This window comes from Desertivirga brevis, assembly GCF_017355835.1.
Window position 1 is genome coordinate 169,761 of record NZ_JAFEWF010000009.1, and the last position, 19,222, is coordinate 188,982.

The 19,222-nt window shown below is 40.6% G+C and carries 17 protein-coding genes; 4 read left to right on the forward strand and 13 right to left on the reverse strand.

From position 1 onward, the window contains the following. Nucleotides 1-26 precede the first annotated feature (26 nt). Nucleotides 27-1,247 carry an ABC transporter permease gene (locus tag J4N25_RS20295; protein WP_207423818.1) on the forward strand — a complete coding sequence of 407 codons (1,221 nt, stop codon included), beginning with the start codon at nucleotides 27-29 and terminating at the stop codon, nucleotides 1,245-1,247. 2 nt (nucleotides 1,248-1,249) lie between these two features. Here the strand turns inward: J4N25_RS20295 and J4N25_RS20300 are convergent, their stop codons facing one another. The 4 genes from J4N25_RS20300 to mazG all read right to left on the reverse strand — a co-directional run bounded on the left by J4N25_RS20300 (nucleotide 1,250) and on the right by mazG (nucleotide 4,788). Beyond that, nucleotides 1,250-1,690 (reverse strand): hypothetical protein, encoded by a 441-nt coding sequence (locus J4N25_RS20300; protein ID WP_207423633.1) that lies wholly within the window; start codon nucleotides 1,688-1,690, stop codon nucleotides 1,250-1,252. A gap of 263 nt (nucleotides 1,691-1,953) precedes the next feature. Beyond that, complete coding sequence (locus tag J4N25_RS20305) at nucleotides 1,954-3,357, reverse strand: outer membrane beta-barrel protein (RefSeq protein WP_207423634.1); 1,404 nt, start codon at nucleotides 3,355-3,357, stop codon at nucleotides 1,954-1,956. Next, nucleotides 3,341-3,904: an RNA polymerase sigma factor gene (locus J4N25_RS20310; RefSeq protein WP_207423635.1), complete on the reverse strand. Its 564-nt coding sequence runs from the start codon at nucleotides 3,902-3,904 to the stop codon at nucleotides 3,341-3,343. The genes J4N25_RS20305 and J4N25_RS20310 overlap by 17 nt, the downstream gene beginning before the upstream one ends. A 77-nt stretch (nucleotides 3,905-3,981) precedes the next feature. Next, nucleotides 3,982-4,788 (reverse strand): nucleoside triphosphate pyrophosphohydrolase, encoded by an 807-nt coding sequence (gene mazG / locus J4N25_RS20315; protein ID WP_207423636.1) that lies wholly within the window; start codon nucleotides 4,786-4,788, stop codon nucleotides 3,982-3,984. A gap of 216 nt (nucleotides 4,789-5,004) precedes the next feature. Here mazG and J4N25_RS20320 point away from each other — a divergent pair, with 216 nt between their 5' ends. After that, nucleotides 5,005-5,670, forward strand: a complete 666-nt coding sequence (locus tag J4N25_RS20320) for a phosphatase PAP2-related protein (RefSeq protein WP_207423637.1) — start codon at nucleotides 5,005-5,007, stop codon at nucleotides 5,668-5,670. Between the two features lie 118 nt (nucleotides 5,671-5,788). On the opposite strand, the gene J4N25_RS20325 is transcribed toward J4N25_RS20320, so the two are convergent. The 5 genes from J4N25_RS20325 to J4N25_RS20345 all read right to left on the reverse strand — a co-directional run bounded on the left by J4N25_RS20325 (nucleotide 5,789) and on the right by J4N25_RS20345 (nucleotide 12,523). Continuing rightward, nucleotides 5,789-6,088, reverse strand: a complete 300-nt coding sequence (locus J4N25_RS20325) for a GNAT family N-acetyltransferase (RefSeq protein WP_207423638.1) — start codon at nucleotides 6,086-6,088, stop codon at nucleotides 5,789-5,791. A 28-nt stretch (nucleotides 6,089-6,116) separates the two neighbouring features. Further along, nucleotides 6,117-7,049 carry a ring-cleaving dioxygenase gene (locus tag J4N25_RS20330; protein ID WP_207423639.1) on the reverse strand — a complete coding sequence of 311 codons (933 nt, stop codon included), beginning with the start codon at nucleotides 7,047-7,049 and terminating at the stop codon, nucleotides 6,117-6,119. A 370-nt stretch (nucleotides 7,050-7,419) separates the two neighbouring features. Continuing rightward, nucleotides 7,420-8,064 (reverse strand): response regulator transcription factor, encoded by a 645-nt coding sequence (locus J4N25_RS20335; protein ID WP_207423640.1) that lies wholly within the window; start codon nucleotides 8,062-8,064, stop codon nucleotides 7,420-7,422. 172 nt (nucleotides 8,065-8,236) lie between these two features. After that, a complete protein-coding gene (locus J4N25_RS20340) occupies nucleotides 8,237-11,569 on the reverse strand; it encodes a UTP--glucose-1-phosphate uridylyltransferase (protein WP_207423641.1) in 3,333 nt (1,110 codons plus the stop codon). 9 nt (nucleotides 11,570-11,578) lie between these two features. Then, the gene (locus J4N25_RS20345; RefSeq protein WP_207423642.1) at nucleotides 11,579-12,523 is read right to left on the reverse strand and encodes a UTP--glucose-1-phosphate uridylyltransferase; all 945 of its coding nucleotides are present in this window, start codon (nucleotides 12,521-12,523) and stop codon (nucleotides 11,579-11,581) included. A gap of 133 nt (nucleotides 12,524-12,656) precedes the next feature. Here J4N25_RS20345 and J4N25_RS20350 point away from each other — a divergent pair, with 133 nt between their 5' ends. Continuing rightward, nucleotides 12,657-13,541: a YitT family protein gene (locus J4N25_RS20350; protein ID WP_207423643.1), complete on the forward strand. Its 885-nt coding sequence runs from the start codon at nucleotides 12,657-12,659 to the stop codon at nucleotides 13,539-13,541. Between the two features lie 59 nt (nucleotides 13,542-13,600). Here the strand turns inward: J4N25_RS20350 and J4N25_RS20355 are convergent, their stop codons facing one another. The 4 genes from J4N25_RS20355 to J4N25_RS20370 form a co-directional block, all read right to left on the reverse strand. Then, nucleotides 13,601-14,134 carry a CDP-alcohol phosphatidyltransferase family protein gene (locus tag J4N25_RS20355; RefSeq protein ID WP_207423644.1) on the reverse strand — a complete coding sequence of 178 codons (534 nt, stop codon included), beginning with the start codon at nucleotides 14,132-14,134 and terminating at the stop codon, nucleotides 13,601-13,603. A gap of 37 nt (nucleotides 14,135-14,171) precedes the next feature. Beyond that, on the reverse strand, nucleotides 14,172-14,987 hold the full coding sequence (locus tag J4N25_RS20360; protein ID WP_207423645.1) for an SDR family oxidoreductase: 816 nt from the start codon (nucleotides 14,985-14,987) through the stop codon (nucleotides 14,172-14,174). Between the two features lie 116 nt (nucleotides 14,988-15,103). Further along, complete coding sequence (locus J4N25_RS20365) at nucleotides 15,104-16,609, reverse strand: OmpP1/FadL family transporter (protein ID WP_207423646.1); 1,506 nt, start codon at nucleotides 16,607-16,609, stop codon at nucleotides 15,104-15,106. Between the two features lie 11 nt (nucleotides 16,610-16,620). Further along, nucleotides 16,621-17,553: a hypothetical protein gene (locus J4N25_RS20370; protein WP_207423647.1), complete on the reverse strand. Its 933-nt coding sequence runs from the start codon at nucleotides 17,551-17,553 to the stop codon at nucleotides 16,621-16,623. Nucleotides 17,554-17,715: 162 nt separating this feature from the next. On the opposite strand from J4N25_RS20370, the gene proS reads away from it, so the two are divergent. Then, entirely contained in the window at nucleotides 17,716-19,188 is a 1,473-nt protein-coding gene (proS, locus tag J4N25_RS20375; RefSeq protein ID WP_207423648.1) for a proline--tRNA ligase, read from the forward strand. Nucleotides 19,189-19,222 lie beyond the last annotated feature (34 nt).

Here is a 19,222-nt window from a genome sequence, read left to right on the forward strand (position 1 = left end):
TTTGCTTTACATAAATATCATTGCATTTGAACCTGCCAGCTTTTATTGCCCGTCGAATTACGTTCAACTCTAAACGTACGTTTTCAAAACTGAGTGTCCGCATAGCAATAATAGGGATAATGTTAAGCTTAGCGGTAATGATTTTGTCCGTCGCCGTCGTGAAAGGCTTTAAATCTGAGATCCGGGATAAAATGCGGGGTTTTTCAGGAGATATTATTGCTATGAAGTATGATCTTAATAGTTCATACGAAAACTCTCCTTTTTCCATATCTCAAGATACCTTATCAAAGATCCGCCAAATACCAGGAATTGCTCATATTCAGCCTTATGCAATAAAAACAGGGATTATAAATACGAATGAGGAAGTCGAGGGTGTGGTATTAAAGGGTGTAGACAAAACATACGATTGGACCTACTTCAAGCGTGTTTTAGTGGCTGGAAAGGTTATCGACTACTCGGATAGTGTAAAAGCCAGGAAGCAAATTATAATATCTAAGTTCTTGGCCAACAGACTTAAGCTTAAGCTTGGTGATGATTTTCTGATGTATTTTGTGCAACAGTCCTTGTTAAAAAGGAAGTTTAAAATAGTTGGGATTTACGACTTGGGAGTTGAAGAGGTCGATAAAACTTATATTATCGGTGATCTTGCAGAAATTAGAAGACTCAATAAATGGAAAGCAAATGAGGTCGGTGGTTTTGAGCTAAGGGTAAGGGATTTCGATAAATTGGATCAAATTAACAATGACGTAGGTAGTTTCATTGCTTATAACATCAGGACTTATACTATTAAAGAGTGGTACCAGACAATATTCCAATGGTTGTCTCTATTGGACGTAAATACCGAAGTAATTCTTATTCTAATGATGGCGGTTGCTGTCATTAATATGATCTCAGCATTAATGATCATTATCCTCGAGAGAACAAATATGATTGGAATTTTAAAAGCTCTCGGCTGTACTAATTGGCAGGTTCAAAAAATATTCCTCAATAATGCCGCTTTTCTCATTGGTTTCGGGCTTCTGTTGGGCAATCTAATTGGAATAGGATTAGGCCTCTTCCAAAATCTGACTCATTTTTTTGAACTCGACCAGAGCTCTTATTACATGCAATTTGTACCAGTGGAATTCAGCATAGCGGATATTCTAATTCTCAACCTGAGCACATTAGCTGTGTGTCTGATTGTATTATTAATACCCTCTATGCTGGTTACCAGGATTTCTCCTGTAAAGACGATAAGTTTCAAGTAGTGCTACCTAACCTCTTCTACAAGGAATTCAGCTACTTTCGGTGTTGTGGCATTATTCGAGAAGGGCTTAGGATTTACACCATTCAAATGAACCAGGTAACTCTTTTTATCCAGCCGGAAGTGAACTTCATGCGTCTGATGCTCACTTGAATTATCGATAATGAGAATACTTTCGGCTGTCGAGTTATTCAGGTTAGAAACTTTGACGCGCACCGAGCAATCGCCGGAGTCTGTACAAAAATCATGTCCCTTGCACCGGTTGTCTGAAATAGAGGTTACTTCAAGGGTGATAGATCCGCTTTCGGAAATCAAATAAACCTTCTCGTCAACATGACTGGAGAATCTGGAATTGATAGAAGACTGCTTCAAACTGCTTAAATCTTCTTTTTTGCAAGAACTCAATATTACAGAGGCTACAAAAATTGAATAAGATAATTTTTTCACACGGGTTTAGATTAGGTGAATAAAAAACAATAAATAGATAAGCGGTTAAACGATGAGAATCGGCAACTATTGTGTGTTATCTGCTGCAAAGTTAAATTTAACTTTAACCAAAACAAGAATGTCTTGACAAGAAATTGCCTGAATTCAGAAATAGAGGTGGTAATTGAAGTATAAAAAGAAAAAAACCTTGAGCTCTGTAGCCCAAGGTTTTTTTCTTTTTATAACTAATGGTCAGTGGATAAATAGTTGCTTTCTAATAACTTCTACTTGTTAAGATTGAGCTTCAAGTTCATTCCAACAGAACCAAAGCGTATATCTCTGGCTCCTTGTCCCCCTAAAGGATATTTTAGGAAGGGTTCGAAAGAAAGCCTGCTTTGCTTAGTTAATGGTTGTTCTAATCCAACAGACACATTAAGCATTCGTGCAAGGTCGAAGTTCTCGAATTTGCTTCTTCCTGCATTGTCATCTTCATGTTTTGTGCTGCTGTTGCTACCGGCATTCACTTGGTACGAGTAGCTATAGTTTTCCTCAATAAAGAAGTTAGAACTTAATCCAGCAGAGATATAAACTTCTCTCTTCTGTTTCAGCAGTGAATATTTTAGATTAATGGGCAGGTCTAAACCTAATAAAGAAGCATTGTATTTATTCAAACTATAACTTACTGGAGGGTTGGTAATTATGCCAAATCCACTTTTATCAATACCTAGCTCCTCCTCCTGTGGTAAAGATGCAACAAAACTAGCGCTAGCAGCTTCTGGTATGGAAGTAGAGAATTTCAAGGTATTTTGTGCAAGTGAAATGCCGGTGGAAATTTTAAGTTTTTTAGAAACCGAAATCTCCGATAAAAGCCCAACTCCGGTATTCAAAGATCCCTCACTTCCCTTTGCGTAATTCATATAACTTCCCGCCGAAACGCCGATACTTACTTTTTTAGATTTTTTTACTGGGGTAACCGGCTGTGTTTTGTCTTCACTTAAATTAGCTAGTTGAGTTACAGGTGCAGGGGCGCTCTTTATTTTCTGTTTCTGCAGCATATCTGCAACAACAAGTCTTTCAAGCGCGTTTACGGTATTATTTTTTGCAAGTACTACTGCTGAGTCTGCAGTATCTCCGGAATTAGCAATAATTACCCTTTGCTCTTCATTAGCTACTATAGCCAAATCCTCATTAGTTGTAGCGTTAACTGGGTTACTAGAGTACCTGGATTGCAATATTTCAGCTTCGTAATTTTTCTTGATATTTTGTTTATGGGATCTTAAACGGGAATAGCCCCTTGAAGCGTGAGATCTTGAAGGTGATACCGGGGAGCTTATAGAGGCAAGGGGACCTGTTACACTCTCATTCCCTAGCCTTATTGCTGCTGTCGTATCTCTATCAAAAGTGGCGTTCTGAGCTTCTACAGGGGTTTCAGAACGAGGTTGGCCTTTTGTTGTTTTGCCGGTCAAATAGATTTTGTCCTCATTCCGCCCAAAATAAGCCCACGTTCCTAATGCCATTAATAGCACTGCGGCAGATTGCCACCACCACATCGGTACAACTTTCCGCTCCTTTTCTCCGGGAAACCGCTTTCGAAGCTCCTTCCAACCCTGATCAGCAGACCCATCCTCAAAATTCTCGAACACGTCTCTGATCCTCCCGCTTAATCTGTCGTCAAACTGATCGTGCATAACTCTTCTCCTGTTGGTTCAAGTAATTTCTTAATTTTTCCTTTGCCCTGCTTAAGTACACCCTTGATGTACTTACAGGAATGTTAAGCATATCGCCTATCTCATCATGGCTGTAACCATCTATCTCGTACAAGTTGAATACCGTCTTCTGAACTTCGGGTAATGCATCAAGAAGCCTTAGTATGTCTTTGGCTGAAAGTTGTTCTACAGCCTCTGCTTGTCTTCCTACATACACAGCTTCCTCAATATCTACATTGTTCTGAAACTTCATGTTCTTCCTTCTTAGGTCGATAGCGGTGTTAACTACTATGCGTCGTAACCACGCTTTAAAGGGTTGTGTCTCATTATAAAATTGTATTGCCTTGAATACTTTTATAAATGAATCATTAACAACCTCCAGTGCATCATCGCGCTCGCTGAGATAACGTAAGCTAACCCCCATGGCATAACCATAGAAATGCTTGTACAGCTTCTCCTGGTATTTTAATTCGCCTGATTTGCATTTCTGGACCAACTCGGCCTCAGAAAGGGGGGCTTTTTTAAACATTGATTAATTGGTGTTTAATTTATTGTTTTAGTCCATTACGGTAAGAAGGATCCGAACGTAACAGGAGAATAAAAAAATTATTGGTTTTTTGCCTCGTTCCAATAAATATCCATTTCTGCAAGTGTCATATCTTTTAAAGCTTTCCCGGCCTCGAGCGCTTTCGTTTCAAGATATTGAAATCGTTTAATGAATTTTTTATTGGTTTTTTCTAAGGCATTTTCAGGATTGATGTCAATGAACCGCGCATAGTTGATCAGGGAGAAAAGTAAGTCGCCAAATTCGGCCTCCGCCTTTTCTTTGTCAATTGATTCAGGTGCGGCTGCATTAAACTCGTCTTTGAATTCCTGCAATTCTTCCTCTACTTTCTCCCACACCTGGCTTTTTTCCTCCCAATCAAAACCTACACCCCTGGCTTTTTCCTGTATTCTTGAAGCTTTTACCAACGCGGGCAGTGAAACAGGTACTCCACCCAGCACAGATTTATTCCCTTCCTTCAACTTCAGCTGCTCCCAGTTTCGTTTAACATCTTGGTCGTTCTTTACCTCCACATCTCCATAAATATGGGGATGTCGTGAGATTAATTTATCACAAATGCCATTAAGTACATCTGTAATAGTGAAATGATTACTTTCAGAGCCAATGCGGGCATAAAAAACAAGATGAAGCATTATATCTCCAAGCTCTTTTTTTACTTCTTGTAAATCGCCTTCAAGGATGGCATCAGAAAGTTCGTAAGTCTCTTCAATGGTAAGGTGCCTAAGGGTCTCCATCGTTTGCTTCATATCCCAGGGACATTGCTCCCGTAAAGTATCCATGATCTGGAGAAGGCGTTCAAATGCGGTTGCAGGAGTGGTAGCAGTACCCGGAGCGATATTTTGAGGCATTAATTGAAGTTTTGTGCAAAAATAGTTTTCTTTCTGGATATAACGAAAGGATAAGGGATTGATATAGAAATTCTTCCGGGTGTAAGAAACAAGTTTGCAAACGTTAAATTATAATAATTGTTTAGGAATCTTCTCAATAACCGCTAAAAAAAGTTAGGAATCACATATATTTGCACGCCTTAAACTTATTGTGAACTAATAGTTATATTTCTGTAAATGAACAACAGTAGAGTAAAAATTATCAGTGCGTCTTTGAGCAGGTGGGAGTTAGCATGGCAGGATTCGCAGTTTAAACAGAAGTTTTTACTAGGAGCAGGTTTGTTTGGTACATTACTGCCTATTTTTCCACTTTTTTATCAATTCATTCAGGCCAGAAATGGGTACGATCAGCACGATCCAATTCTTCATATGCTACCCGCAATGGATGTTTCTATGCCTATTTTTATCATTACATGGTTAATGGGAGTGTTAACTATCACCCGTACTTTGCAGAAACCTGAGCTGTTTTTATTATTTATGTATGGGTTCATTATCATGAATGTGGTAAGATTTTTTACAATTGCTTTAATTCCCTTTGATCCTCCCCATGACCTGATCCCAATAGCTGATCCTATAAGCAATCATTTCTATGGGAAGAGCTATGTTACAAAAGATCTTTTTTTCTCTGGTCATACAGCTACTCAGTTTCTGTTTTATCTGTGCTTGAAAGGGAAATCAGAAAAAGCAATGGCTCTATTCGGAACTATAGCAATGGGTATCCTGGTTCTTATACAACACGTGCATTTTACTATTGATGTAGTTTGCGCTCCCTTTTTTGCTTATATCTGCTTCGTTATCGCAAAAAGATTCGTGAAATATCCCGTGAACCTTTGGGTTAAATAATAGTGGACAACAAAAAATGTTAGGCGGCCAACGGTCGCCTTTTTTGTTTGTCGACTAATTGGCAAAAACAAAGCCTGGCATAACAATGCCGGCTTTGATATAACTAATTCCTCGGTTATTATTGAACATCACTATCATCTACCAATTTGTACCATTCGGGGTGTCGACGGAGGAATAGTTGGGTATATGAACAAAGCGGTACTAAGCGGAACTGGTTTTCATCGAGATATCTTAGTGTTTTTTCTACAAGGGCTGCTGCAACTCCCTTACCTTCAAGTTCCTCCGGTACTTCAGTATGTAAGATGTAAACCTTGTCTCCCCGCTGCTTATAATCTATAAACGACTTTTTGCCTTCAACCCAAAGTTCAAAATTATGAGCACCCTTGTTGTCTATAAGTGCGATTTCCTGGTATTTCATGTCTTAATATTAAAGATTATTCAAATAACTATAGTTGTGGTAAATAAGTAAGGATTTCATTTCTTCGAACCTCGTATTGAGAGGGTAACTTTAGGTCTGAACCTAGTTCTTCAATTGTTTCGTCTATTGCAAAACCTGGATTATCCGTTGCGATTTCAAATAATACGCCCCCTGGTTCACGGAAATACAAGGAGTAAAAGTAATTACGGTCTACTTTTTCTGTGATATGTAGTCCTGCTCCGACGATCTTATCTCTTATTTCCATCAAAACTTTATCATCCTTCACTCTGAATGCTACGTGATGTACCGATCCTCCTGCCACATGACCTACTGCTTCTCCGGGAACTTCGACAACATCCACAATGTTGGCATTTTTTACAGTGTCAGTAACAAAACGGTATCTGTTAACATTACTTTCCAATAACCTGTAGCCAAACAAATTTGTAAGAACATCAGCTGTTGGTTGTAATTTGCTCGTGGTAATTGTTACGCTGTGAAACCCTCGTGTTGCATGTTCTGCTTTAACCTCAGCAGTTTCCCAAGGTAGGCGATCATCTGGTGTTTTAGACTCTACCAACTCAAACTTTAGTCCGTCAGGATCTAAAAAAGTAAGATATCTTTCCCCGAATTTCTCTGAGATCTTATTATAGGTCACGTTTTTTTCCTCCAAACGCTTCAACCAGAATTCTAAACTATTTGAGGGTACAGAATATCCTATTTCTGTAGCCTGACGAGTGCCTCTTCTGCCTGTTTGAATATTTCCCCAGGGAAAGAATGTCAAAATAGTTCCAGGCGTTCCAACCCGATCTCCATAATAAAAATGATAGGTATGGGGATCGTCAAAGTTTACAGTTTTTTTAACAAGTCGTAAGCCTAAAATTTGAGTATAGAAATCATAGTTCCGTTTTGCATCGCCTGCAATTGCTGTTATATGATGAAGTCCTAATAGTTGATTTTCCATTTCTTTACTTTTTGTGTTTCTATACAGGCAAAGTTATAGTGCCAGCCGGATGTGAACATTGACGGGGGATAAGAATTGGCCTTGATGTAGGTTAAGATATTCTCGATACCATTATTTCCCCACAAGCCTACTCATTGCTTATTTAATTCAATGGAGAAAGTAGATTTTAATGTTATCAGCAACAATAACCATTGGAGGTAATGTTATTATTGGAAATGCAGGTTCTATTCTAATGATAGGTTTGCTTCAAGATTCGCTAATTGTAGGGATCAACCAAGATCATTGATAAAAGGAAAGACTGAAGAACAGGGGATAGTAACCAGGATATTATCCATCTAAAGTAAAGTAGAATGGCTTGATGTGCTCTTCCTTAAAGAATACCTGTTTTACAGGCATGTTTAATTAGTTGAGCCGTATTTTTTACGCCGAATTTATCGATTAGACTCTGGCGATGTCCCTCTACAGTGCGTCGGCTGGTAAAAGTTTTTTCGGCAATTTCGTTGTTAGTGTATCCCTCTGAGATTAAGGCTAGTACTTCAAGTTCTCTTGCTGTAAGAAGGTGGGCTGCTTCCGCATCTTCATTAAGGATAGCTGCACGCGACGCTTTCTTTAACATTCGCATACCAAGATCTGCACAGATCACCTGGTTGCCATTTATGACATGCCGTATGGAGAAGATCATCTCTTCCAATCCTGTGCTTTTTAGTAAATAACCACTGATTCCTGCTTCGAATGCTTGAAACACATATTTTTCATTATCCATCATCGAAAGTATCAGAACTTTCAAATCCTGATAATCCCTTTTAAGAATACCTGCTAAGGTAATCCCGTCCATATCAGGCATGTTTACATCGGTTAAAATGATGTCAGCCTTTGTTCCGGCATGCAGTAATGAAAGGGCTTCAGCCCCATTGCTGGCTTCTCCTGTAATGGTAAAATCCTCTTCCTGCTCCAGCATTGTTTTAAGGCCATTTCGTACAATTTTATGATCTTCTACCAGTATTATCTCTATCATTACAAAAGGCGTTCGATGTCCTATGTAATACAGGAATCAGATTAAATGGTTTGCAGTAAAGGGAAGTCTTTAAACAGAGGCAGTAAATAGGTGGCAAATACCTGGATGCCAATGGGAGAAGGTTGATAGGGAAGTGGCCGGTTTTGATACCCGGCCACTTAAAAAAAATCTCTTATTCAAAATGGCCAAGACCAACAATGTAGTCCTTGCTCCCGTCCGTTACCCAACTATCAAGCTGTGCTGGGTCTTTCATTTGCTGACCGCGACTACGAGGAACAGCGATATATCCACACTTAAGATCTTGTAGGGCAGTCATATCTGTCCATAATTTCTCAATTTGAGCAACAGGATATATATCCTCCTGCGCATGTCCCCACCGGTACTTTACATCTTTAATTGTAACATATGTAGGAATGCGATGGGCAACGCTCCTTACTGCTTTAGCTAGTCGTGCTTCATCTCCTTTAGCAAGATCTTCTCGGGTTAGTCCAAAAAGTTTAAGCAGCGGATCGATCTGGATCCAGGTTGTATTTGAGTTATAATAACTAAGATTCAATTCGTCTTCTTCCCGCGGCTGTGCAAGACCTTCCAGTAATCGTAAGTTTCCGTTAATTCTTGCTAAACCACCACCTCGATCCTCCAGTCGTCTTGGAATTACCTCAAAAGTCAAAACGTTACCGCTTTGTAAATGATAGTCAAGAGCTGCCGGGTCAATATCAGCTCCAAGAGTATCGATATTATGAAGCATAATGGTTTGGATCTGGGGCTGCTCCTGAATTAATCTCGCTAATGTTCCGTTTCTTAATAAATTTGAAACTTCATACCAATGCCCTAGAGGTGAGAAACGCTGAGCGGCAATATTATCTACATAGTCAGTACCTTCACCTTTCGTTTTCGCCCAATTGATCATGCTTTGCCGTACCGAATCCCGTACTTTCTGCTTATTCTCATCCAAGGTTTCCTGAGGCATTTCCTCCCACATAAATCGGAGGTCGCGCTCCATTGGAACAAAGCGCTGGCCTATAGAGCGCCCTTCTGACAAGTAAACTGGCCCATCATACCCAAAATTCCCTGTCTCCTTCAGCTTTAACTCTATGGCTGAATGAGTAAGATAGCTGGTTGCAACGATATGGGGAATCCTCGCTTGCCATTTTGATGCAGCTTTACGTGTTTTCGCAAGGTGGATCTCAAGAAAGCTACGGTGTAGATTATTAATCTCGACAAAAGGGTTAATAGCTTTAATTACACCAGCTCCTTTTGTCCAGCGGCTTCCAACTCCTGCTGCTAAGCTCATCACCCCAACTTCTCCACTCCGGATGGCATTTTCTGCTCTTTCACCTACCGTAACTTTTTCAAGCTTTTGAATTTCTTCAGCTTTTACATCTTCTATAAGTGTCTCTGCTGGAAGACGATTTCTGGAAAGACCAATCCGGCCTTTTTGCAGCTCTTCACGGATCTCCTCATGCTGAATAAAATCGAAGCCATTCTCTTTTTTGATACGGTTAGCTTTTTCGTTCTCCGCATCGCGGTTCCCTTGCGACGAAGGGTCTGATACTTTGAACAAATTGCTTACAATAGTGCGTAGCAAAGGATAAGCCATGTTATTTTGCTCGCAATGGGTGGTAAAGAAGTCAATCTCTGCTCTTCGGATATAAGAAATAGAAGATGGATCTTTCCTAACCAGGTCAGAAACCTGGATAGCATAATACTGCTCAGGCATTACAGCCTTGTTAGCCTCTAATAGATCAGCTACGGTTCCTTTGTGGTTAATATCCCAGTTATAAACAACAGGGTCCATCGCGAAGGGAAGTGAAGAGGAAAGTGACTTCTTCGTAGACAATAGCGTCTCTAGTAATTGCTGTTTATATTGTTCGTATTTCTCCGGGTTTACAAACATCCCCATTCCTCCTCCAGACATTCCACCCAGCATTAGGAAGCCATAGTAATCATTCCCTAACTGGTGTTTTGCCTTGCGGATTAATTCCTCAGTATAATGGGTAGAAGCCCATGGTATAATGGTCTTGATCGGACCAGCAAAATTTTTATCGGTGTTTTCTGCAAGTTTCCTTACATCGCCTTCCTTAATAGCTCCTAGTATGTTCTCAAAGATCTGATTGGTTTGCTGTCTTGCGGCACTTTCGCGCTGCCCTCTTAAAAGGTATTTCTGCGTTACCATCTCAAGTATGGGGCCAACGTTCGAAGCCATACCACCATGCATCAATACCAAAGAGCCAGTAAGCTTCCTAAAGAAATCAGGATGTACATCCTCACCCTGCAAAACCTTATGCCTCGGTAATAAAGTCCCTTTTGAAATACCGTATTCCGGATCTCCAGGTTGAGCGAATTCTCCCTGTATAGCCTTAATTCCCGGCCAAACACCCCCAGAATCCTGCCAGCCTCCGCCAGAACCTCCAAGCCATTCTCCAAGGATTGCCCTGGAAGCTACAAGCCTTCTTTCGCGTTCGTTTAGTCCCCCCGTTAAGTTTTCAGTCTGCCCGGTGGCCCGCATTAACAAACTAATGATAGACCCCAATAGATTGGTCGAAACAGCGAAACGGGAACCTTTGGGAATATCATTCACTCGTGTTACCAGTTCAATACCCATCCCTTGTCCAGCAATACGAGCCAAAATTCCTGGCAGCGATTGATTGGTTCCTTCAAAAGATGGTGGAATTAAGCCTGAGGCTATAATCCCAGCCTTTACCAAACTCAAATAGTCATTACCGAAATTGAATAGGTCATCAAGGTCTGTAATGTCTTTTGTTGTCCCCAGGTCAATACTTGTCACCCTTAACACAGGCTCAGGGATCACTCTGACATATGAATTTAGTGGAGGTCTGATGTCCTTATCTCTGCCATATACTCCCAGGTCAATAGATACGTTTATCACACGTGCCCCTTCTGGGTAGTCCATTCCCAGAAAGAATATATCAGACCAGCCACTATGTGTAAGGTCCATCCTAACAGAAGTCTGCTCGTGCAGGATAGGATAGAATAGCGAGTCCTCTTTTTTCTTGAGGAGCCTGGGGTGAATAGATATCGGATGCTCGTCCTTATTACCGGCTCTGAACATCCATTGATTTCCCTTACTTGACCGAACACTTTTTCTTACCTGATCGGCGAGTATCTGGAATGACAGGTGGTGGTAACATTCCGCAATTCCGCTAAATAAAGCGGCATTAGGCCCGTTCTTACTTAGGTCATTCAGGAAAACAGAAATAGCTTCTTCAAATCGCCTTCCTAAAAGGTCTTCAAATCCCCGGTAAGGTATCTTACCTGTGTCGGGAATATCTTTAGCCTCAGTCAGAAAATAGCGAAAACCGGAATTCAAGAAGAGGATAGCTCTTACTTTGTCGTAAAGATTATCCGTCGACTTTCTGAACTTTTCCAGTTGAAGCAACTCATTTAAAAGCTCCTTTGACGAAAATTTGGAAGCTAGCTCAAAAAATGAACGATTACGTTTCTCCGGTTCAACAGAGGTAATTGTTTCTACAAAAACATTCATATTACCTCCTTATTTTCTGGTATTAGCTTCGGCAAGTAATTCAACCAGAGTACCGAGAGTCTCGTTCTTCGCTTCACCAGCAAGTCCTAACGCAAGCTGTGCTTGTAGCAGCCCATGCTTGCGACTTAAATCGTAGCGAGAACCCTTCACTTCCAGAGCAAGGTATTTTTCTGATTCTGCTAATTCCTGAAGGGTAGGAGTAAGCATAATATTCTCTGCTCCAGATTGTACTTGTCTTTCGAGCATTTCCATCACCGAAGGAGTAAATACATGCATGCCGAAAAAGCATAAATAGTATCCTATGCGAAGACCAGGGGTTTGCAATTCAAGTTCGGCAAGGCTCAAGGAAGGTTTTTCAATGATTTTGTCGATCTTGTATACACCATGCTGATTGCTAAGTTGTTTCCCTGTTAACGTGCCATATCGTCCAATCAGATGCTCTGGGGTTGGATTTACCGCAGACACAGAACAGTTCTCCTGAGTAGCAAGTTCGATCAGTTGCGCTGCACAACGCTTTTGAGCCAAGTCTGAAATGTAGAGGTAATCGCCTAAAAGCAATAGAAAAGGATCGTTTCCGGTAAATTCAGCGGCGCAAAGAACGGCATGTCCATAGCCCTTAGCCTCTGCTTGCTCTGCAAAATGCAAGTTATTTACCAAATGATCGATCTTTTGAGCTTCCTGATTTGCCCATTCGGCATTTTGGAAAGACTTAACCAGATTATCTCTTAGGGACTTAAATGCAGCCTTGTAGCGTTCCCCGTCTCCAGGGGCGCATACAATACAAATCTCTTCAATCCCGCTGGCAAAAGCCTCTTCTGCAATGATTTGAATAACTGGTTTGTGTAAACCATCAACATCAATAACTGGAAGCATTGCTTTTTGTATTGTGTCAGCAACAGGGTAAAGGCGTTCACCCCGAGCAGCCGCAGTAATTACTGCTTTTTTTATCTTCATATTACAGTAGTAGAAATATTTTAATAATTATTTGCTATCGTTGGCATTCTCACAAAATAAGTGGAATATTTCGGAACTCGAAAAAAGTTTTTCTCCTTGTCTCAATATTCCTTTTTATTATTTTTATCGGGATATGAAGAGTAGGCGAACAAAATACATTTTATCCTTCCGTCAAAAGCTTGGAAAAGCCCTGTTTGTTATTGCAGGCGTTTTTCTTGCTGCATTTGGCTTGAAGGGCTTCCTGGTTCCCAATGGGTTTATTGATGGAGGGGTAACAGGCATTTCACTTCTGGTTAATCACACCACTAATATTCCGGTCTCGATTTGTTTATTAGTATTTAATGCTCCTTTTATTTACATGGGGGCAAAGCAAATAGGCAGAAGTTTTGCCTTATATACTCTTGCTGCAGTATCAGGACTCGCACTCGTTATTTTCTTTCTGGATTTTCCCATTATTACTAACGATAAACTGCTCACCGCTATCTTCGGTGGTTTCTTTCTGGGTGCTGGTATAGGAATGGCAATGAGAGGAGGCTGCGTGTTAGACGGGACTGAAATAATGGCCGTTTATATAAACCGGAAGAGTGTTTTCTCAATTGGCGATATTATCCTGATCATTAATGTAGTGATCTTTATTATTGCTGCCTTCATCCTTGGAATCGAAGCGGCATTATATTCTATTCTTACCTATCTGGCTGCTTCAAAAACAGTGGATTTTATTATTCAGGGGATTGAGGAGTATACAGGGGTTACTATTATATCGTCTAAGAGTAAAGAGATCCGGGAAGCAATTATTTATAATCTCGGTCGTGGAGTAACGATTTATAAAGGGGAACGGGGCTTTGGTGGCAATGTTCACGCAGATAAAGACATCGATATTGTATTTACTGTAGTTACCCGATTAGAAGTTACCAAAGTTAAAGAAGTGGTTGCCGTGATAGATAGAAAGGCTTTTATGGTGATGAATGTAATTACAGAAACCAATGGAGGGATTATTAAGCGCAGACCATTGCATTAGCCATTATCAGATGCATCTTTCTAATAGAGCCAACGCTTTAAAATTGCAATAGCCCTTCTCTACAACTTCCTGATCTTTACAGTTGATATCATCAGGAAAGCGTGTATGAAGTAAAGCGCCATCCAGATAAGAAGTGATAGCTCGAAATAGGAGAACAGGAAGTAGCTGCATACAATAGCTATACTAAATGGAACGGGCATTCCTTCAAAATACTTTCCGTTATCTAAGGTTCCCGTGATATTAAATCTTGCAAGCCGAAGCAGGCCCGCTACCAGGTAAACAATTACTAATGCAATGCGGATAGTAACATCAATACTTTCCATGGAGTATGCAAAAATTGCTGGAGCAATGATAAAAGAGCAGATATCACAAAGCGAATCTAATTGAACTCCGAAAGGCGACGCGAGGCCTAGTTTTCTGGCAATACGTCCATCCAGAAAATCAAGAACGCCCGCAAGTACGATAGACAGGACAGCAAGATCTGAATAATGATGAATACTGCAGATAATTGATAAAATACCCAGCACACCGTTGCCTAGGGAAATAACATCAGGAATACGGACAAATTTTGTAATGGAATTAGTACTGGGCATGTTGGTCAATTAAACGAGTTATAATAAAGGCTTATCTTTATTTGATAAGGGGATCTCTTTCCTTCGCAAATAGTTCAAATACTTTTTTGTCAACCCAGGCCGGGATCAGTTTATTCATTAATACCGCAAGTTTTCCCTGTCCTGTCATGATCAAAGTTCTTTTGCGCTTAACAACTCCGTCAACAATGATAGCAGCAACCTCTTCCGCTGTCATCATTTTACCTTCATCCATGCTGGTTTCCCCCTGCGAGCTGCCATCTTTTGCTAGTGCCGTATTCCTGATATTGGAAGCTGTAAATCCCGGAGCCGCAATCATTACATGGAGTCCGGTCTTGAGGTTTTCAACACGTAAAGCCTCCAAAAATCCATTCATCGCAAACTTTGATGCTGAATATCCTGTACGGCCTGGCAATCCACGATATCCCGCAATAGAAGAAACGCCCACCACCGAGCCCTGATTCTTCAGTAATTGAGGCATTGCATATTTCGTGCAATAAACCGTCCCCCAAAAATTAATATCCATCAGGTTCCTGATCACTACAAGATCAAGGTCTTTAAACAGGGCACGCATGCTGATCCCTGCATTATTAATTAAGACATCAATCCTGTTAAAGGTTAACTCCGCTTGTTTAATCAGGTGCTCGCAATCCTCTTCTTTCGATACATCGCATTGAACAGCAATAGCTTTTACCCCAAAGTCTTTTTCTATTTTCTGTGCTATTTCACAAAGCGTAACAAACTGGCGTGCACCTAATACTAAGTTGGCACCTTGTTTTGCAAATTCTTCAGCGCAAGCCCGGCCTATACCTGAAGAAGCACCTGTGATAATAACAGTTTTGTTTTTTAAGCTCATAACAATAATAGAGCTCAAAGGTAAAAGATGATAGGGGAAATGAGAAGGGAAATGTGATTGAAGGAGGCTGTTAAATAAATAGTAGCAGCAAAAGGATCTGCTGCTACTGTTTATCTTTAGAAACGTGTTGCTAATGTTATAAATACTCCGTTTTTAACGTTTTTAGATGTAGCAACAGGGTTGACCCCACTATCTAATAGGTATGGAGACAAAGATGAATTGCGAGTGTTGTTTATGAAGGCAACATCCAAACTTAAATTACCCGCCCGGTAACCTCCTCCGAAGGAGTAAGTTTTGATTTCAAGGTCTTGAACTGAATTTTCCATTGGAGATCCAGTTACGCCATATCCTGCTCGCAGCATAAACTGAGGTCCTGCCTTTAGTTCAGCTCCTAACCTATAATTAATAGCATTTTTATAATTATTAACAATGTATCTGTTGTCTTCTGCAAGTTCACCGGAAATATAGCTGTCTGGTTGACTAAGTTCCATGCTGCTATAATCGATAAAATCCACGTCGCCTGTAATAAAACCGATTTTTCCGGATAATAAAGCCGCTCCAAGAGAAAGCTTTGCTGGCGTACGTAGATTGTAAGTATACGTAGGAAACTGCTGGTTTTGCGATCTAACCTCCTGGTCTGTGAAGTATGGATTGTTTGTTAAGCGAGTACGAAGACTTTCAGAATAATTATCGTCTATAGTATACCAGTTTGGAGATTGAATATTAGCACCTAACCGCAAAAACTTACTAGGTCTGAAGATCATCCCAAATTTTGCATTTACTCCAGTACCTTTAAACTCGAATCGTTGATAGTAATTATTCGCGTAGTTTTCCTGATAATTTCCCCGGGGATCAGAATAAGAAAGGGTTCCAGTTTCAGTGAAAGTATTATCTGAAGAATAGTTAAGTCCTAATATGCCAACTGCCGCGCCGAAATATAGCTTGTTTCCTACGTTTAAACCAGCCGCAAGATTAAACTCGGACTGAGCTCCCTTTCTAATAATAGTTTCTTCCTGGGTTGGATTTGGATTAGTTATGGCTCTATACGTATTGTTATAATTTATTAAATTGCTTTCGAATGCAGCATCAGGGAGGCTCCCAGCTTCCAGACTAGTGCCCCCAGCACTATTTCCCAAATCAGCATAAAAATTAGCAATGGAATTTTGATTGTTTATTCCGGAAAACAAGATCTTGTTGCCAAAATTTGCTGTCTTACTGTACCCAATCCCAAAATTTAAGCTTAACGCTCCTTTTTTTAGATCCTGTCCTTTGAATTTATTAAGTTTAATAGCAAACACTGCACCCACATTACTAATACCTATTTGTCCGCGACTAGCATCAGTGCTTTGGTTAAAATAAGTGCTTGTTGTATTATAGTTCATTAATTCGGGAGTAAAAGCGAATTCAGATTTAGTGTATAATCCCAGACCCGCCGGGTTTCCGCTAATTGAACTTAAATCGCCTCCCATTGCAGTTTGAGCATTTCCGAGTGCCTTTATTCTGGCTGTCGACCCAAACTCATATTGTGAAAACCGTAAAGCATCTGTCGCATAACCCTGCGCATACGTCTCCCCCTTAATTGCCAACAAGGCAATTAATAAAACTAAATATGTGTGTTTCATTGTTTTTAATTTTAATTGCCTCCTCGCGAAGGACGTGAACCAGAGTTGTTTCCACCACCACTGCTGCTGCTGCCACCACCGCCATAACTTGAAGGCGCTGGAGCTGAACGTTCAACTGGTGCTGGTCTTTCAGTTCGAGTTTGAGGTTGAGTTTCCCTCGTTGAACTGGTTGATGGCTGTCTTTCTCTCTGAGTATTATAGTCTGGGCCTGAAGGTCTTGGTCTTCTGTAGCTGGGTTGCTCTCCTGAACTGCTTGTTCTACCATTACCGTTAGTAGAGCTTCTAGGTTGGCCTCCGGTTATTATCGTTCCTCTTCCTGAAGAGCGGTATACATCTGAACCTCCTCTTGTAGGTCTTGGGCCGTAGTTCGGATTCGATCTCCTGTCATATACATACCCCGGATACACATTATAGTAAGAATAAGGCCCCCAGTAATTGCTATAATATGGAGCGCCATAATATCCCATGTAAAGATTGTCATAGTACCCGAGGCCCCATCTTGGAAAAGCACCAAATCCTAATGAAAGTGATAGTCCGCCCCTATAATACCATGGGTCATAGAAGAATGGATCATAACGGTAAGAATACCAGGGATTGTATGAGTAAGCATACCAGCTGTCAAAGTAATTCGACCTCCATGGTGAACGACCGTAAAAACGGTTTAATCGCGAAGCATAGCCGTAATCGTAATTGTAATCATCGTAGTAGCGATCATCGTAAGAGCTATTGTTAGCATAATTACCGCCTCCGTACAATTGCTCGTCTGTGCGATAGCTCCTTTCTTCTCTTCGTTCTTCTCTGACTGCAAGAGTTACTTCTTTCGCCTTTGCCTCTGTAAAATACACATCATCATCGTTGCTCTGTTGTTGAGCAATCTTTTGCGTAGAGCAGGATCCCAGCAATAATGCCGAGATTGCGAAAACGGGTAATAGTAATTTTTTCATTGTTGTGTGTGTTTGAACTCTCTCTGCAAAATCCCCATCAGCATGACGAAACCTGGTGAGAAATGGTTGCATCAATTAATATAAATACCTCGGTTAGTTTTATAACTTTGCCTCTTTGATATTTGTGTTAAAATTACAAAAAAAATCATTTCAAAACATATTATGAGTAAGGGAATTACAAGTAAAAATGAAGATTATTCGCAGTGGTATAACGAACTGGTAACAAAGGCCGATCTTGCCGAGCATTCCGCTGTAAGAGGCTGTATGGTTATCAAGCCCTACGGATATTCTATCTGGGAGAAAATGCAAGCGGCTTTAGACAAAATGTTTAAAGATACCGGACATACCAATGCTTACTTTCCTCTTTTTATTCCCAAATCATTCTTCTCTAAAGAAGCATCTCACGTTGAAGGTTTTGCTACTGAATGTGCAGTTGTTACTCACTATCGTTTAAAGAACGATGGTAATGGAAACATTATTGTAGATGAAGAAGCTAAATTGGAGGAAGAACTGATCGTTCGTCCAACATCAGAAACCATTATCTGGAATACGTATAAAGGTTGGATCCAGTCCTATCGCGATCTTCCGATCCTGGTGAACCAGTGGGCAAACGTTGTTCGCTGGGAGATGCGTACAAGGCTTTTCCTTAGAACTGCTGAATTTCTTTGGCAGGAAGGTCATACAGCACATGCCACTTCCCAAGAAGCGATTGAAGAGGCAGAAAGAATGCTGGAAGTATATGCGGATTTCGCTGAAAACTTTTTAGCGGTACCTGTAGTGAAAGGAGTGAAAACTCCAAACGAACGTTTTGCCGGTGCTGTAGAAACGTATTGTATAGAGGCTCTAATGCAAGATGGAAAGGCTTTGCAGGCAGGTACATCTCACTTCCTTGGTCAGAATTTCGCTAAAGCATTCGATGTGAAGTTCACCAATAAGGAGGGTAAGCTTGATTACGTCTGGGCTACTTCATGGGGTGTTTCAACCCGTTTAATGGGAGCTCTGATCATGGCTCATTCTGATGATCAAGGTCTTGTTTTGCCCCCAAAACTTGCGCCTATCCAGGTGGTTATAGTGCCTATCTACAAAGGAGATGAGGAGTTTGCAAAAATTTCAGCAGTTGCAGATGAATTATCTCAGGCACTGAAGCAAAAAGGAATATCGGTAAAATACGACAACCGCGAAACGCAGAGACCAGGCTTTAAATTTGCAGAATATGAACTTAAAGGGGTTCCTGTGCGTGTAGCAATAGGTGGTCGCGATCTGGAGAATGGTACAGTTGAACTGGCTCGTCGGGATACGAAATCTAAGGAGACTGTAATCAGGGAAGGTTTGGCTGAAAGGATTGAAGCCCTACTTGAAGAAATTCAATCGAACATTTACCAAAAAGCATTAAAGTTTCGCGAGGAAAGCACTACCGAGGTAAATTCTTATGATGAGTTTAAGCAGGTATTAGATACGAAGGCTGGATTCGTTTCTGCTCATTGGGATGGCACTCCTGAAACAGAGCAGAAAATCAAGGAAGAAACAAAGGCAACTATTCGTTGCATCCCTTTAAATAATAAGCAGGAGGAAGGTGTTTGCATTTATTCTGGAAAGCCTTCTACACAAAGGGTGTTATTTGCAAGAGCCTATTAAAATAAATGAGAACAGAGTGGCGTGCTCTGTTCTC